Origin of the sequence: Geobacillus sp. 46C-IIa (assembly GCF_014679505.1) — a bacterium.
Taxonomy (GTDB): Bacteria; Bacillota; Bacilli; order Bacillales; family Anoxybacillaceae; genus Geobacillus.
The window spans coordinates 121,544-134,687 of record NZ_CP061474.1 but is presented as its reverse complement, the minus strand read 5'-3'; the positions used below and the strand labels follow the sequence as shown (position 1 = coordinate 134,687).

The 13,144-nt window shown below is 46.5% G+C and carries 16 protein-coding genes and 1 pseudogene; 3 read left to right on the top strand and 14 right to left on the bottom strand.

The annotated features are described in order from the left end of the window. Window positions 1-485: 485 nt before the first annotated feature. From IC803_RS18035 to IC803_RS00615, 3 genes are all read right to left on the bottom strand, one after another. The gene (locus IC803_RS18035) at window positions 486-1,046 is read right to left on the bottom strand and encodes an MFS transporter (RefSeq protein WP_223812007.1); all 561 of its coding nucleotides are present in this window, start codon (window positions 1,044-1,046) and stop codon (window positions 486-488) included. Window positions 1,047-1,057: 11 nt separating this feature from the next. Further along, on the bottom strand, window positions 1,058-1,687 hold the full coding sequence (locus IC803_RS18030) for an MFS transporter (RefSeq protein ID WP_223812006.1): 630 nt from the start codon (window positions 1,685-1,687) through the stop codon (window positions 1,058-1,060). A gap of 431 nt (window positions 1,688-2,118) precedes the next feature. After that, window positions 2,119-2,394, bottom strand: a complete 276-nt coding sequence (locus IC803_RS00615) for a hypothetical protein (protein WP_081210486.1) — start codon at window positions 2,392-2,394, stop codon at window positions 2,119-2,121. Window positions 2,395-3,624: 1,230 nt separating this feature from the next. On the opposite strand from IC803_RS00615, the gene IC803_RS00610 reads away from it, so the two are divergent. Together IC803_RS00610 and IC803_RS00605 are read left to right on the top strand one after the other, a co-directional pair. Then, window positions 3,625-5,070 carry an IS66 family transposase gene (locus IC803_RS00610; RefSeq protein WP_081210484.1) on the top strand — a complete coding sequence of 482 codons (1,446 nt, stop codon included), beginning with the start codon at window positions 3,625-3,627 and terminating at the stop codon, window positions 5,068-5,070. Between the two features lie 433 nt (window positions 5,071-5,503). Next, window positions 5,504-6,490: a Gfo/Idh/MocA family protein gene (locus IC803_RS00605; RefSeq protein ID WP_081210482.1), complete on the top strand. Its 987-nt coding sequence runs from the start codon at window positions 5,504-5,506 to the stop codon at window positions 6,488-6,490. Between the two features lie 137 nt (window positions 6,491-6,627). Here IC803_RS00605 and IC803_RS00600 read toward each other — a convergent pair whose 3' ends face one another. The 11 genes and pseudogenes from IC803_RS00600 to IC803_RS00555 all read right to left on the bottom strand — a co-directional run bounded on the left by IC803_RS00600 (window position 6,628) and on the right by IC803_RS00555 (window position 12,316). Next, window positions 6,628-7,065, bottom strand: a complete 438-nt coding sequence (locus IC803_RS00600; protein WP_081210480.1) for a DUF4275 family protein — start codon at window positions 7,063-7,065, stop codon at window positions 6,628-6,630. After that, complete coding sequence (locus IC803_RS00595; protein ID WP_081210478.1) at window positions 7,044-7,247, bottom strand: hypothetical protein; 204 nt, start codon at window positions 7,245-7,247, stop codon at window positions 7,044-7,046. Before IC803_RS00595 ends, IC803_RS00600 begins: the two co-directional genes overlap by 22 nt. Before the next feature lie 47 nt (window positions 7,248-7,294). After that, window positions 7,295-7,714, bottom strand: coding sequence for an arsenate reductase (thioredoxin) (gene arsC / locus IC803_RS00590; protein WP_081210476.1), 420 nt, complete (start codon window positions 7,712-7,714; stop codon window positions 7,295-7,297). Between the two features lie 15 nt (window positions 7,715-7,729). Continuing rightward, window positions 7,730-8,797, bottom strand: a complete 1,068-nt coding sequence (arsB, locus tag IC803_RS00585) for an ACR3 family arsenite efflux transporter (RefSeq protein ID WP_190304240.1) — start codon at window positions 8,795-8,797, stop codon at window positions 7,730-7,732. Window positions 8,798-8,818: 21 nt separating this feature from the next. Then, the gene (locus IC803_RS00580; protein WP_081210474.1) at window positions 8,819-9,166 is read right to left on the bottom strand and encodes an ArsR/SmtB family transcription factor; all 348 of its coding nucleotides are present in this window, start codon (window positions 9,164-9,166) and stop codon (window positions 8,819-8,821) included. A 218-nt stretch (window positions 9,167-9,384) separates the two neighbouring features. Further along, window positions 9,385-9,768, bottom strand: coding sequence for a DUF1360 domain-containing protein (locus IC803_RS00575; RefSeq protein ID WP_081210472.1), 384 nt, complete (start codon window positions 9,766-9,768; stop codon window positions 9,385-9,387). Between the two features lie 281 nt (window positions 9,769-10,049). Continuing rightward, window positions 10,050-10,284, bottom strand: a pseudogene (locus tag IC803_RS00570) (substrate-binding domain-containing protein); the annotation flags it as partial. Next, the gene (gene rbsK, locus IC803_RS00565) at window positions 10,271-11,164 is read right to left on the bottom strand and encodes a ribokinase (RefSeq protein ID WP_081210470.1); all 894 of its coding nucleotides are present in this window, start codon (window positions 11,162-11,164) and stop codon (window positions 10,271-10,273) included. The gene rbsK and the pseudogene IC803_RS00570, both read right to left, overlap by 14 nt. Before the next feature lie 239 nt (window positions 11,165-11,403). Continuing rightward, on the bottom strand, window positions 11,404-11,460 hold the full coding sequence (locus tag IC803_RS18025; protein WP_233134483.1) for a hypothetical protein: 57 nt from the start codon (window positions 11,458-11,460) through the stop codon (window positions 11,404-11,406). Between the two features lie 197 nt (window positions 11,461-11,657). After that, window positions 11,658-11,774: a DUF3789 domain-containing protein gene (locus IC803_RS00560; protein WP_143421103.1), complete on the bottom strand. Its 117-nt coding sequence runs from the start codon at window positions 11,772-11,774 to the stop codon at window positions 11,658-11,660. A gap of 89 nt (window positions 11,775-11,863) precedes the next feature. Next, entirely contained in the window at window positions 11,864-12,316 is a 453-nt protein-coding gene (locus IC803_RS00555) for a VanZ family protein (protein ID WP_081210488.1), read from the bottom strand. Window positions 12,317-12,864: 548 nt separating this feature from the next. Between IC803_RS00555 and IC803_RS00550 the strand changes: the two genes are divergently transcribed. Then, window positions 12,865-13,095: a PIN domain-containing protein gene (locus IC803_RS00550; protein WP_081210468.1), complete on the top strand. Its 231-nt coding sequence runs from the start codon at window positions 12,865-12,867 to the stop codon at window positions 13,093-13,095. Window positions 13,096-13,144: the final 49 nt, after the last annotated feature.

Below are 13,144 nucleotides of genomic sequence, written 5' to 3'. Positions count from 1 at the left end.
AAATTGATATCAGGTATACTAACTTCATTTAATTCAGGTTTTTTATATTATCTAATTGAGTCCAAAGGTGTAATTGTATCAAAGGAAGATGATGTATAAAATTTTGTGTAAAGCATTGTGCTAGACCAAAAGAAAAAGGTAGGGTATTCTCTGATTTGGCTAAAAACAACCTTCCAGAGAAAGGAGAACCCTACCTATGTCTAAAAGTATACCGAATTTATGAGGATTTGCCGAAGCGTAGGAAGCCTTTCAGCGAATGTTTGAAGAACGTTATAATTAACCAAATAATGTAAAACGATGAGATAAGGAGATTCTCCCTCTCCACTCATAAGACTGAATATTCAGTCTTATGGGTGGAGAAAACTCATCACCTATCCATTTTAAATCCATTTCAGAGATACCCTACTATCTTACATTACACAAAATTCTTGACGGTACCGAAGAACCTGTAACGCCAACTAATATATTCAAGCTTAACACCTCCTTTACATTACAGTTTCTCTTGGCGTACCTTTTCTCTCATTAATTAATAACGAAGATAAACTAGTAACTATACCCAAAGCACCTGCAATGAAGAAAAGATATTTTATATTGAAATAATCAACACTGACCCCAAAAATAAACTGGGCTACTGGCGTTGAAAGCATTGAAATCGCCATCATAATACTATTAACTCTTCCTAATAAATGAATAGGCACAGAACGTTGAACAAAAGTAGGTATAAGGACTCCTATAAAACCAGTAATTAAGCCAATTACAAAAACGAAAATTAGAATAATCAAAAAATTTTGGGTGAAACATAGTGCGGCAATACCAGTAGCTTGTAAAAGAAAAGATAAATAAATAATCTTCAATTCAACCTTGTGAATGCTTTTAACTGAAAAGATTAAACCAGTTAACAAACTTCCCATTGACATCGATGAATATATATATCCTAAATACTTAGCATCATCACTAACATTTTTAGCTAAAAAAGGGAACAATACATTAACCCCGTTTGCTCCAATATTTACAAAAAACATAGTTATAACCAAATAAAAAATCATTTTTTGTCTATTCAAAAACTAAAACCAAGTCTTAAATCCGAAAAGTAAGAAGTTTTGTCATTATTATCGTTCATATTTTCAAGATGACTATTTTTAGAGTCAATAAACAAAATTAAAAAAGTTGAAAATACATATAAGATAGAAATGGCTATCAAGGAATGTTCTATTGAGATTGATTCAACCATCCAAGCGGCGATTAAAGGACCCAAAATGATCGTTGTTCTTACAACAGTGAAGTATTGACTATTGAGACGACTCAAATATTCAGTAGCGACTAATCTTGGCTTTATTGATTCTGAGGCTGACCAATAAAAAGCATCAATCGCTCCAAACAAAACGGAGACCATTATGAGAATTACAAAAGAGATAGTATGATCCCATAACAGAATAGCCAAAACTAACACAATGATTGCCCTTATCATGTCTGACAACCACAGAAACAACTTTGCCCCTATTCGATCAATAACCGGTCCGCAAAGAAGCCCAGCAATAAATCTCGACAAACCTAGGGAAAATAAAACTGCTCCCATCAAAAAACCTGATTGTAAAACGTCAGCAATATACCAAGCTATAACAACACTGTATATGACGTCCCCCAAGTTTGAAAGAAACGTTGCTATGCAAAATTTTGTAGCGTTCAAAATGATCACCCTTAAAAAGATTGAGACTAGGCATGTAATGCACTTGTGAAACAGAACAAAATCAAAACATAGGATAAGGGGCGGTTTTAATATAACTAAAGATTCATTATATTGACTCTTCACCACAACATGTACTTGACAAGCAATACGGTTTCCTGCACAAGGATATGCAAAAATCACTGATTTGCTGATTTCCCCACACAAGTGTAAATAGGGTATGTTCAGAAAAAATCAAGTACAACTTTTGGTGAAGAGCCATTATATTACAATTATTACAATAATTATTTTATTGAGAAAATACGGTAATGTAAAGAGTTTTTTGTAATACCTCGTCTCGTTTTGTCGGATATCGTTGAATGCAACATATCTTATGTTATGTGGAATGATTGAGAACATAAAAAAGAGCCATACGATCGGCTCCTTTACCGCTTTTATAGAACTTTTTCCGACTTTTCATCATACCGCTTCATTAAACGGTAAGCGATGGATAACTTTTTTAAAATGTAATCTTGAGGATCAGCTGTTTGTACGTAACCTTCTAATTCCTGTACTTTCACATCCGCAAACATGCCGCCCACACGTGCCAAGTGGTCAATGATATCAAAAAGTTCACTGTTGTCGGAACGGTATTTAGTTGCTAAGAATTGAATTTCGTCCAGTCTCTCGCGAATTTCCCGAGCTTCAGAAATTGTAAATTTGCTCTCCATACGGATCCCCCTCGTGAATGGACATTCGCCATAGATTATATTTATCAAAGGTAATGGCTATGAAAGAAATCTGAATTAATCATTTAAAATTCGGTGCCAATCCCCCAAAAAAACAACCACATCGATTTTAAGACGCTTAACAGACCTGTAGAGGCGTTTTAAGTTAAGGGGGATATAAAACCATTACCCCGCTGTTTAAAATGCGTTATGCGCCAATTTTAGCGGCCGTTTTTTTGTTCAGGGATAAAAAACGGGGTATTTTTCAATTTTGAGAAAAAAAGAGTAATAAAACATGCGGTAAAGTTTGTTTACCCCATTATGTTTTATCCTTCAATTCTGGAATTTTTGGACGCATAAAAAAGAATGACGGTGACGCATTTGAGTAAGGGAGTGACACCTTGTGTCACACTCCATCACATGATGACCTAGCGGACCACGACGTCATCAATAGTCTGCCTGACAGTCTCCTTTCGTGAACATAAAGAGAACTGCACGAGATTATGCCAACCCAAACAACATACATACAGACATACAAAGAAAGGGGTAAAAAGGGTAAGTTTTGAAATAACCTCACCATTTTTTTGTTGCGTTCAATAGTAACGTTTATTAGTAACGTGGAGTGGTAATGTTCCTTAATTTCGTTACGTTCAATAGTAACGTTGAAAATAAGCCATTTGTAGCCGAAAACATAGGAGGGCTGCACGAAATTATGTCACCTACTAACCTTATTCGTTGCCTCTAATGGTTACGTTGAGTAACGTTTAATAGTAACGTTCAAATGAAACCTAAATCAAATTGATGTTGGTGCAGCTGACGAACGGAGGGGGCTCAACTTTGAGCAGATTTGCGTTTTTTTGAACCATCCACAATTTGCGTACGGTTTAAAAACTCCTGTTTTTCTTGACCTTTAAAGGAGTGGACGAATTATCCATCCCCTTGCGTTTTGCGAGGTCATCCATATGAGCGGAGCTTAATTCTGGTCATAGACACAATCGGGTAAAGCGTAGGGTGGCCCAATTGTAACTACCCAGCCGTGGATATGTTTAATGGGGTATAGCCGAACACTGAATTTTCCTAGCTTCGCCGCATTTTTTGCTGCACTTAGAATGACACAAAAAAACTCCGACCATATATGTTTTTGTAACTATTCAGCCACATCATAAAGTGAGCTGAATAGTTTTTGCTTTTTCTGTCTATGATGTGAATACTATAGACAAGGAGGTGAATCGCATGTTGACGGTACAACAAGCTGTATTTACAGTTGAGAGCTTCATCGGCAAAGTCCAACAACAAAAGCAGCTCATTACTCACCAACAACAAGTCATTGAGCAACTATTGACAGAAAACAAACAGCTGCGCAAAGAAAATGAACAACTCAAGTATCGCGTTCAAGAGTTGGAAGCACGCACGAAAACAAACAGCTCCAATAGCCATTTGCCCCCATCTTCTGACCGTTTTCACACCCATTCTTCTCGCAAGCCATCTGGCAACAAGCCAGGAGGACAAGAAGGACATCAAGGAACGACGCTCCGTCAAGTGGAACGTCCACATCATCGCATCGTTCATCGTGTGAACACGTGTCAAGGATGTGGGGCTTCTTTGTGTGAAGTCAAACCGTTCAAAGTCGATGTCCGTCAAGTGTTCGATCTTCCTCCCGTGACGATCGAAGTGACACAACATGAGCGTGAAGTGAAATCCTGCCCACATTGCCGATGTGTTCAACAAGCGGAGTTTCCACCACATGTCATGAATCATGTGCAATATGGTCCACGGCTCACGGCGCTCGCTGTATATTTGCACCATATCCAATTGATCCCTTACAAACGTTTGAGTGATACGATCGAAGCATTATATCAACACTCAATCAGTACAGGAACCCTTGCCAATATGGTGAAACGAGGACGCGAAGCGCTGGAATCCAATATGGACATGATCGAAGACGCCTTACTTGAATCCAACATCCTGCATGTCGATGAAACGAGTTTGCGCATTGATGGGAAACTCGCATGGGTGCCTGTCGCCTGTACATCGAAATATACGTACTTGGCTTCTCACGCTTCTCGTGGAAAGAAAGCGACCGATGACATCGGGATTCTTCCCCGATATCGAGGGACGATGATGCATGATGGGTTCGGTACGTATCCAAAATACACGCAAGCCCCCCATGCCCTTTGTCACGCCCATCATTTGCGTGAATTGAAGGGTTTCATCGAACAAGGGCATACATGGGCATCGCGCATGACCACGTTTCTGTTAGCCGCCAAACAGGCAGTCGAAGCTCATCACGGTGCACTTTCCGAAAAAGAAGCGAAACGATGGGAACGAGTGTATGATCGCATCCTAGCGAAAGCACAGCACCGATTAGAAACGACGACGCCTCTTCCGAAAAAAGCACTCGCTTTTGTTCGACGGCTTCAGAAACGAAAGGAAGAAGCGCTGCGCTTTTTGTGTGAAGCCCATGTTCCCTTTGACAACAACCAAGCTGAACGCGATCTTCGCATGGTCAAAGTTAAAGAGAACATTTCGGGTACGTTTCGCGAAGAAACATTCGCCCAGTCGTTTTGCATCACAAGAAGCATCGTTTCCACACTGACGAAACACGAAAAAAACGTGTGGGACTCGTTATGTCTTCTGTTGACGGGACACACGCTCGATCGTGTTCTTTCTACCACTTAGGGCATTTTCTATCACGAGGATGCCCTATTTGTGTTGCGCTTCTTTACATACTACTATTGGGGTGAATAGTTACTAAGATATTATATTCGCTCTTTGGTCCGAAGATGCATCAGGGACCTAATAACCTACCACTTCGTTTAAGAAATTAGCTCTTCACCAAATGATGTTTAGTGCACAAACCCAATTTCCGAAATAATCATAAAAGAAAAAAATCCAACGCCAACTCTTTTTTTGGAATAAATTGTAAAATTAAAACCCATCTCGAATGCGATATATATGCTGGAATAGTGATCATAATTGTTTTTCTTCTTTTCCCGCCCTTTTCACCCCATCCTTTTGACAAGGTAGTGATCCGATCCGGCACACAGAAACCCATATTCGCTCAATAAATTATGCTAAAATGAAGGACGACGAGAATGAAAGGAGAAGGATCATGGTTCGATTTGCGACAATCGGGACAAACTGGATTACAGAAGCCTTTATCGAAACCGCGCGGCTCGTCGATTCCTTTGAACTCGCCGCCGTCTACTCACGGACGGATGAGACAGCGAAGGGGTTTGCCGACAAGGTCGGGGCGCCGCGCACGTTCACGGACTTGCACGAGCTGGCCGAAAGCGACGACATTGATGCCGTCTATATCGCCAGCCCGAACGCACTTCATGCCGAGCAGGCGATCTTGCTCATGAATCACGGCAAACACGTCTTATGCGAAAAACCGCTCGCCTCCAATGCGAAAGAAGTCAAAGCCATGATCGCAGCGGCGGAACGAAACGGCGTTGTTCTGATGGAAGCGATGAAGTCAACGCTCATGCCCAACTTCGCAACCATCCGCGAGCACTTGCCGAAACTGGGCCGCATCCGCCGCTACGTGGCGAACTACTGCCAATATTCATCGCGCTATGACGCTTATAAGCAAGGAACGGTGCTGAACGCCTTCAACCCCGCTTTCTCGAACGGGGCGCTCATGGACCTTGGCGTCTACTGCCTGTACCCGATGGTCGTTTTGTTCGGCAAGCCCCGCAGCGTGAAGGCGCAAAGCGTGAAGCTCGCATCCGGCGTTGATGGCGAGGGTTCGATCGTGTTGGATTACGGGGACATGGACGCGGTCGTCTTTTATTCCAAAATCACGAACTCGCACTTGCCTTCAGAAATCCAAGGCGAAGACGGAAGCATGATCATCGACGCCATTCATACACCAGCCAAAGTGGAAATCCGCTACCGCGACGGGCGCGTCGAGGACATCGCCGTCCCGCAAGACAAACCGCCGATGTATTACGAGGCGGAAGAGTTTATCCGTTTGATCGAAAACGGAGAACGCGAATCGGCCATCAACTCGCACCGCCATTCACTTTGGACGATGGAAATCATGGACGAAGCGCGAAGACAAACCGGCATCGTGTTCCCGGCCGATCAGCGATAAGCAAAAAAGGTTCCAACCTAGTCTGCCTGAGGCTCGGTTGGAACTCGTTTTCTTTCTGTCTCATTCCATTCTCTTAAGCCATTAACGTGAAGACACCAAAACGAACAAAGAAACCGGGAGCCGGGCTGCCGCGACTGTCATCTTCTGCTAAAATACGGACCAAGCCATCCGTTTTCATGCGTGATGACAAACGTCCAGTTGAACTCGCTGTCCACCACGTATAGATCGATCTTGTCGTTTTCCGCGGCCAGATCAGCCGCTTTCAAGCCGGAAGCATCCTCCACGGTGAGCGCATCGTCGCCATGTTGAAAGAAAAGGTAGCAGCACGTTTTCTCTTCTTGATCAAACGCCATTTCCGCTTCTGTTTCCGTTAAACAGTCTCTCATTTCATAGCTGAACACGTGCCATAAGTAGCCGTTGACTCCACTCCGATTATGAAGGTGGATGTGTTGTTTTTCTTCCGCAGTCAAATGGCCGGCAAACACCCTTTCCCACCGTTGTCGCAATTGCTCCCCGAAACCGGATTGTTTGCGGATTTTTATGTTTCGGCGAGCTAACTGATGAAATAACTCCATTCGGTTTCTCCCCCAGTGACCTGATGTGGCACCGCCTTCATCGGTGTGCCCATTTCATCTGTTAAAACGTTCGACGGATCGGCAAGATGGCTTTTCACCATCTTTTTCACGCCGAGCGATTTTCGTCCGCCCAGCCACTTCCCCCGTTTCCGTCCGCACTTCGATGAGCAGCTGCCGCGCACCCTATGCAAGACAGTTTCCCCGCTCTTTGCGCCTTGCCGCGCCGTCCCTATTCCCCCGTCTCGGCAAATCGGCGGAGGCGCTCGCCAATTTCATCGCGGACGCGGCGGAACACCGCGAGTTTCTCCTCTTCCGTCCCTTCCGCCTTCGCCGGATCGTCGAATCCCCAATGGACGCGCTTCACGTGCGGCGGGGTGACGGGGCAATGGTCGGCCGCATGGCCGCACAGCGTCACGACCAAATCGGCGCGGTTCAACAAGTCCGGGTCGATGACATCAGACGTTTGCTTCGAAATATCGATGCCGGCTTCCTTCATCACCTTGACCGCATTCGGATTGAGTCCGTGCGCTTCAATCCCGGCGCTGTACACGTCCCATTCATCGCCTAATAGTTGTTTCGCCCAGCCTTCCGCCATTTGACTGCGGCATGAGTTTCCGGTGCACAAGAAATAAATGATTTTTTTCTTCATCGTTGGTTCCCACCTTTATTTTGATGTTGGAGCAGCAGAGGAAAAATACTTTCGCTGAAACGCCAAGGCGACGTTGACAAGCGCGAGCATCACCGGCACTTCAATGAGCGGGCCGATCACCGCCGCAAACGCCGCGCCCGAATGAATGCCAAATACCCCAACGGCGACGGCGATGGCCAACTCAAAGTTATTGCTTCCTGCTGTAAACGCCAGCGTCGTCGACACCGGATAGTCAGCGCCGAATTTTTTCGCCAAAAAGAACGACACAAAAAACATGATGACAAAATAAAGCAGCAACGGAATCGCAACGCGCACAACATCAAACGGCAAACTGACGATCATATCGCCTTTGAGCGAAAACATCACGATGATTGTAAACAAAAGCGCAACAAGCGTCAGCGGGCTGATTTTCGGCACAAACACCATGTCATACCATGACCGGCCTTTCACTTTCACAAGCATAAACCTTGTCGCCATGCCGGCGAGAAACGGAATGCCCAAATAAATAAACACCGATTTCGCCACTTCCGCCATCGTGATCTCAACAATAGCCCCTTCAAGCCCGAACCATTCCGGAATGACTGTCACAAACACATACGCATACAGCGAGAAAAACAACACTTGAAACAGGGAATTGAAGGCGACAAGTCCTGCTGCGTACTCTGTGTCGCCGCGCGCCAAGTCGTTCCAGACGATGACCATGGCGATGCAGCGGGCAAGACCGATTAAAATCAAGCCAATCATATACTCTGGCTTGTCAGGCAAAAAGGCGGCCGCCAATATGAACATAAGCAGCGGGCCGATCACCCAGTTTTGCACGAGGGACAACATGAGCACCTTCACATCTTTGAACACGCGCCCCATTTCCTCGTAGCGCACTTTCGCCAGCGGCGGATACATCATCAACATCAAGCCGATCGCAATCGGAATCGAGGTCGTACCGACTTGCAGGCGGTTCAATCCATCCACCAGCCCAGGAGCCCAAATTCCGACTCCGATCCCGACCGCCATCGCGAGAAAAATCCATACCGTTAAAAAGCGGTCTAAAAACGACAATCGTTTCGGTTCGCAACCATCCACCATCATTCACCTCATCATTCAACATCAGCACCCGCAGCGGGCCGCAGGATTTGCTGTCTCGATTTTGCGAATGTTTTCCTCTTGATCAGGAACGTATGACAACACCGCCTGCAGCAACGGGGCATATTCGCTTTGCGGCCGGAGCGAATAATACACCCATTGCCCTCTCCGCTCTTCTTGGATCAGCCCGGCATCTTTTAACTTACGCAAATGCTGACTGATCGCCGGCTGGCTGGTCGAAAACACCTCCAGCAGCTCGCACACACAGCACTCCCGCTTGTTCAAAATCGCCAAAATCGTCAGCCGCGTCGGATCACCAAGCAGCTTCAATACCCGGGCTGCCGCTTCCATCTCCATCGCGAGTTGCGGCATATAACCTCCTCCGTTCATCATTATATAATGATTTGCTTATATAAAAACGAGCACACACCACGAAAACGGTCATGCCGACCAACGATCGCTTCTATCAATCAGTATATAATTAAGTGCTTATATAAGTCAACAACGATATACCTACCAAAGCAAAAAAACGAGCGTGCCGCTCCGCCGCACGCCCGCAAATGTTCCCTGCCCTCTGCCGCCAACACGCTTTAGTCCATCCGCTTTTTCGCCGCTGACAGAAGGTCGATCGCCTTCGTTCCGACCCCGACAAACGTCTCCAAAATCGCCTGCGCCCCCGCAATTGAAAAAATGAAAATCAGCGGCATAGCGATGGTCGGAATAAAAAAATAGCCAAGCGCGATCAAAATCGCGCTCCACACCCCCGCGCACCAATAACAATTCAACAAGTAGCCAAATTTGGAGGCCGGCACTTTCTTGATTTCTGTATGCCCGTCCTCACTTTTGACTTTTTCTTTCTTCATAAACGGATCGCGCAGAAACTCGGTAATTTTGTCAAACACGATCAAATGAGTAAACCGGTAGCTGGCCAAAATCATCATGATATACGTCATCCAATCGAGTTCACGAAGCATGGCGGGTCCCTTTCTTTTGCGAACTTTTCCTTTAGTATGAACCAAGAAGCGCTTCGTTATGAACTTAGATGGACGCCGCAATCGACCGTGAGAAGCAGTATATCGTCTTTCTTGATGAAAGCCGGCCGCCATGAGCAGGGAGGATGAACACATCCCTATTTGGAATCTCATCGCTTTTCTTTGCGGTGATTGTTTTCTAGAAACCAATCGTCCATAGTGCTAGTTGAGCGTCAGAGCTCAACTAGCACCGCGGATCAAATTCCATATTATTTGGAACCAGCGTTTCCGCCTTTTTTTAGGTGATCGACAAGAAATTGAGCTGCCATTCCCCCCAGCCACATTGTCGGAGGCGATATGGGTGACCACTTTCCTGCCGTCCGCGCTGTGGTCAACGGTAATCACTAGGATGTTGGCGCTGTTCGCCGATTCGATCGCAGAAGCCACGATGCTAGAGTCCGTCGGGTTGACCAACAGCACATCGACCTTCTGCTGAATCACGTCTTCATTGACTTCCTTCCTGTTTGGCCAAAAATGATTCGACATCCTCCCGTGTCGGCATCCCGGCCTGCGCACCGAGCTTGGTGACCGATAGCGCCGCGGCCGCATTGGCAAACCGACACGCTTCCTCAAGCGGCTTCCCTTCCGCCAGCGCAACGGCGAGCGCACCGTTAAACGTATCGCCCGCACCCGTCGTATCCACGACTGGGACTTGAAAACTTGGAATGAGCCGTTCTTGTCCGTCTTGCCAAATGCGCACCCCTTTCGCCCCTTCGGTGACAATCAGCTTATCGGCAAACGCTTCTTCGTCCATCTTGTCAAACAAAATCGTTCGTTCATGTTCATTGGGTGTCAAGAAACTCGCCTTCTTGAGCACTGACGGCGGCAGCGGCTGCGCTGGAGCTGGGTTAACAATGACACGCACACCGTGGCGATGAGCCAACGAAACGGCCCGTTCGACAACGGAAAGCGGAATTTCGAGCTGCACTACGCACACATCACTTTCGGCGATCACGGATTCACATTGGTCGAGATCTTCGGGCGCAAGCGCATAATTCGCCCCAGGAACGACAATAATGCGGTTGTCCTGTTCCGAAATAGTAATCGCGGCAATGCCGGTATGCTGATGTGTAATCGGTTTCACATCATCAACAGAAATCCCTTCGCTTTGCAGCGAGCGAAGGAGCTCCTTCCCAAACACATCCTCCCCAACCGCGCCGATCATTCGCACATCGGCGCCAAGGCGGGCGGCCGCCACCGCCTGGTTCGCTCCCTTGCCGCCGGGAGTGGTGAGAAACCGCTCGCCGAGAATCGTTTCCCCTTGATTCGGAAAGCGAGCGGCGACAGTAACGATATCCATATTGATGCTGCCAATCACTACAATGGACGGTTGGGCCATATTCTTTCCTCCTTATGTATAGAACGAAAGCAGCCGATTGCCGTGCATCGCCGCTTTTCTAAAGCCATATTGTGATTTTCCCCGCCTACGGTTATAATAAGGGTGAAAAAACCATACGATAAAAGCAGGACATTGGCAGCCACCAATGTCCTGATCGACACGCACGGCTGCTGCAAGAAGTGCAGTGGCCCGGAAACGAGCAGAAGCAACCCACCCTCACCTGGGCCGAGCAGGGTGGGTTACTTCTCTTTGGACACCGCAATGACTGCCACGACAAGCGACGCAAAAGAAATCATTAAGGACAACGCCTCCGCAACAGTCATCAATCCAGCAGCACCCCCTTTCATCAAGGGAGTCGCCACTGCCCACCCTGCGTAAACCGTGCATTTGTATTATACCACGCGCGCTCCCAGCCAAAAATACATCTTGGCAAACTCAGGACTTTTTTCCATCATACAAAACACTCCTTGCCCGCCGCAAGGAGTGTTGTTCGCTATTCCTTTTTCCAGCGCTCGCTCGCTTCATCCGCCTGTTTGGCCGCCGCCATCATGCTCATGATGACAAGCATCACAAACGAACCGACAAACATTCCGGCGATAAACGCGACCATGGCCGTCTCTCCCTTTTCTTTGAAACTAGTTATTTGCCATTCTTTCCTTTTTCCCCTCGAGCTATACGTTGGGAGAGTTTGTTATCATATCATACGCCGCGCTGGAGCGAACGATGCCTTGCCTTCCGCCAACGGCGGCAAACAAAGACGATCACCAACGCGATCAGCGCCCCGCACGAGTCGATCGCCACATCTTTCGGCGTCGCCGTCCGCCCCGGCTCAAACGATTGATGCCATTCATCGGTCGCCGCATAAGCGGTCGCAAACAGCCAAGCGCCGATATACGCCACCTTCCTTGGGAACAGCGCCCGCCAGACCAACACAGCCAAAATGCCGAATTCGGTCAAATGCGCCGCTTTGCGAATGAGGAAGTTCAAGAACGAAGGACCTTCCTCCTCCCCGCCGCCAAACGGCCAATACGAGAGAATCACTTGCAAGACGTGAGCGGTATTCGCTCCGGTGAACCACGAAGACTCGCTAAACGTGTAAATGGCGAGACACCAAAGCACGACGGGGAGCCAGCGGGAGAGAAGATCTCTCATCATTTTCACCTGCCCACCACCTTGTTGCCGACAAAGCGAACCAACGAAAGCAGGCGCCTTGTCTGCGAAATCCTTTACCATCATAACAAGGATGGCGATATGTTTCCATTTCTTTTTTAGAGCGGCGGAAAACGACGGTTGTTTGAAAATCGTCCACGTTTGAGTCTAAAGAAGGAGCCTTCTCTGTTTAAAAAATTTCCTTCATCCAGTTGAGCCCTTCCTTAAAAGTAAATTTTTTTCTGTTTATGTTAGAATCAACGAGGGTATAGTAGTAAAAGAAAAATCTGTACATTCTTTCGAGCCAGTACTATAATTTTTAGAAAGAAGGCGAAGTGGGGTGATTCGCATGCCCTCTGCTTTAGAGAGAATGAACGTGTCATTGTCTTGTTCTCAAAATATGAACAATCGGCCGGACAAGAACCTTTCTTTTGCTGAATTACGAAAAAAACTGGCCAAGCCTGCGCCATTTGGAAAGAAATTAGTAGACATATACAAACAAGGAAGGTAGTTTCCTATGTCGTTTGTCATGACCTATCAAGAAGTTTTAAATGAAAATTTTGGACAAGCGTCTATCTACATTGATAGATGCTAATATTCAAGATTTAGCCTTGGCTCAAATGCGGCTTTTGCAACTCGAAGCATATGATGCTTTGCACTATGCCATCGCAACCTACCACCATTATGACTACTTTGCCACGCTTGATGGCGACTTTGTTCATCACCTTTACAGCCAACACTCTGACCCAGCAACGATCACAAAAATCGTCAAAATCGCCTAGCCCTTTCCTCTAATCTCATTCAGATAGCAAAGTCGAATCGTAGGGGTTC

Coding starts and splice junctions, on each gene's coding strand:
- IC803_RS00600 (WP_081210480.1), bottom strand. CDS start 7,065: ATGGAGTTATTTCATCAGTTAGCTCGCCGAAACATAAAAATCCGCAAA.
- rbsK (WP_081210470.1), bottom strand. CDS start 11,164: ATGGCCCAACCGTCCATTGTAGTGATTGGCAGCATCAATATGGATATC.
- arsB (WP_190304240.1), bottom strand. CDS start 8,797: ATGGTGGATGGTTGCGAACCGAAACGATTGTCGTTTTTAGACCGCTTT.
- IC803_RS00615 (WP_081210486.1), bottom strand. CDS start 2,394: ATGGAGAGCAAATTTACAATTTCTGAAGCTCGGGAAATTCGCGAGAGA.
- IC803_RS00580 (WP_081210474.1), bottom strand. CDS start 9,166: ATGCCGCAACTCGCGATGGAGATGGAAGCGGCAGCCCGGGTATTGAAG.
- IC803_RS00550 (WP_081210468.1), top strand. CDS start 12,865: ATGAAAATTTTGGACAAGCGTCTATCTACATTGATAGATGCTAATATT.
- IC803_RS00575 (WP_081210472.1), bottom strand. CDS start 9,768: ATGCTTCGTGAACTCGATTGGATGACGTATATCATGATGATTTTGGCC.
- arsC (WP_081210476.1), bottom strand. CDS start 7,714: ATGAAGAAAAAAATCATTTATTTCTTGTGCACCGGAAACTCATGCCGC.
- IC803_RS00605 (WP_081210482.1), top strand. CDS start 5,504: ATGGTTCGATTTGCGACAATCGGGACAAACTGGATTACAGAAGCCTTT.
- IC803_RS00560 (WP_143421103.1), bottom strand. CDS start 11,774: ATGGTCGCGTTTATCGCCGGAATGTTTGTCGGTTCGTTTGTGATGCTT.
- IC803_RS00555 (WP_081210488.1), bottom strand. CDS start 12,316: ATGAGAGATCTTCTCTCCCGCTGGCTCCCCGTCGTGCTTTGGTGTCTC.
- IC803_RS00610 (WP_081210484.1), top strand. CDS start 3,625: ATGTTGACGGTACAACAAGCTGTATTTACAGTTGAGAGCTTCATCGGC.
- IC803_RS18035 (WP_223812007.1), bottom strand. CDS start 1,046: ATGATTTTTTATTTGGTTATAACTATGTTTTTTGTAAATATTGGAGCA.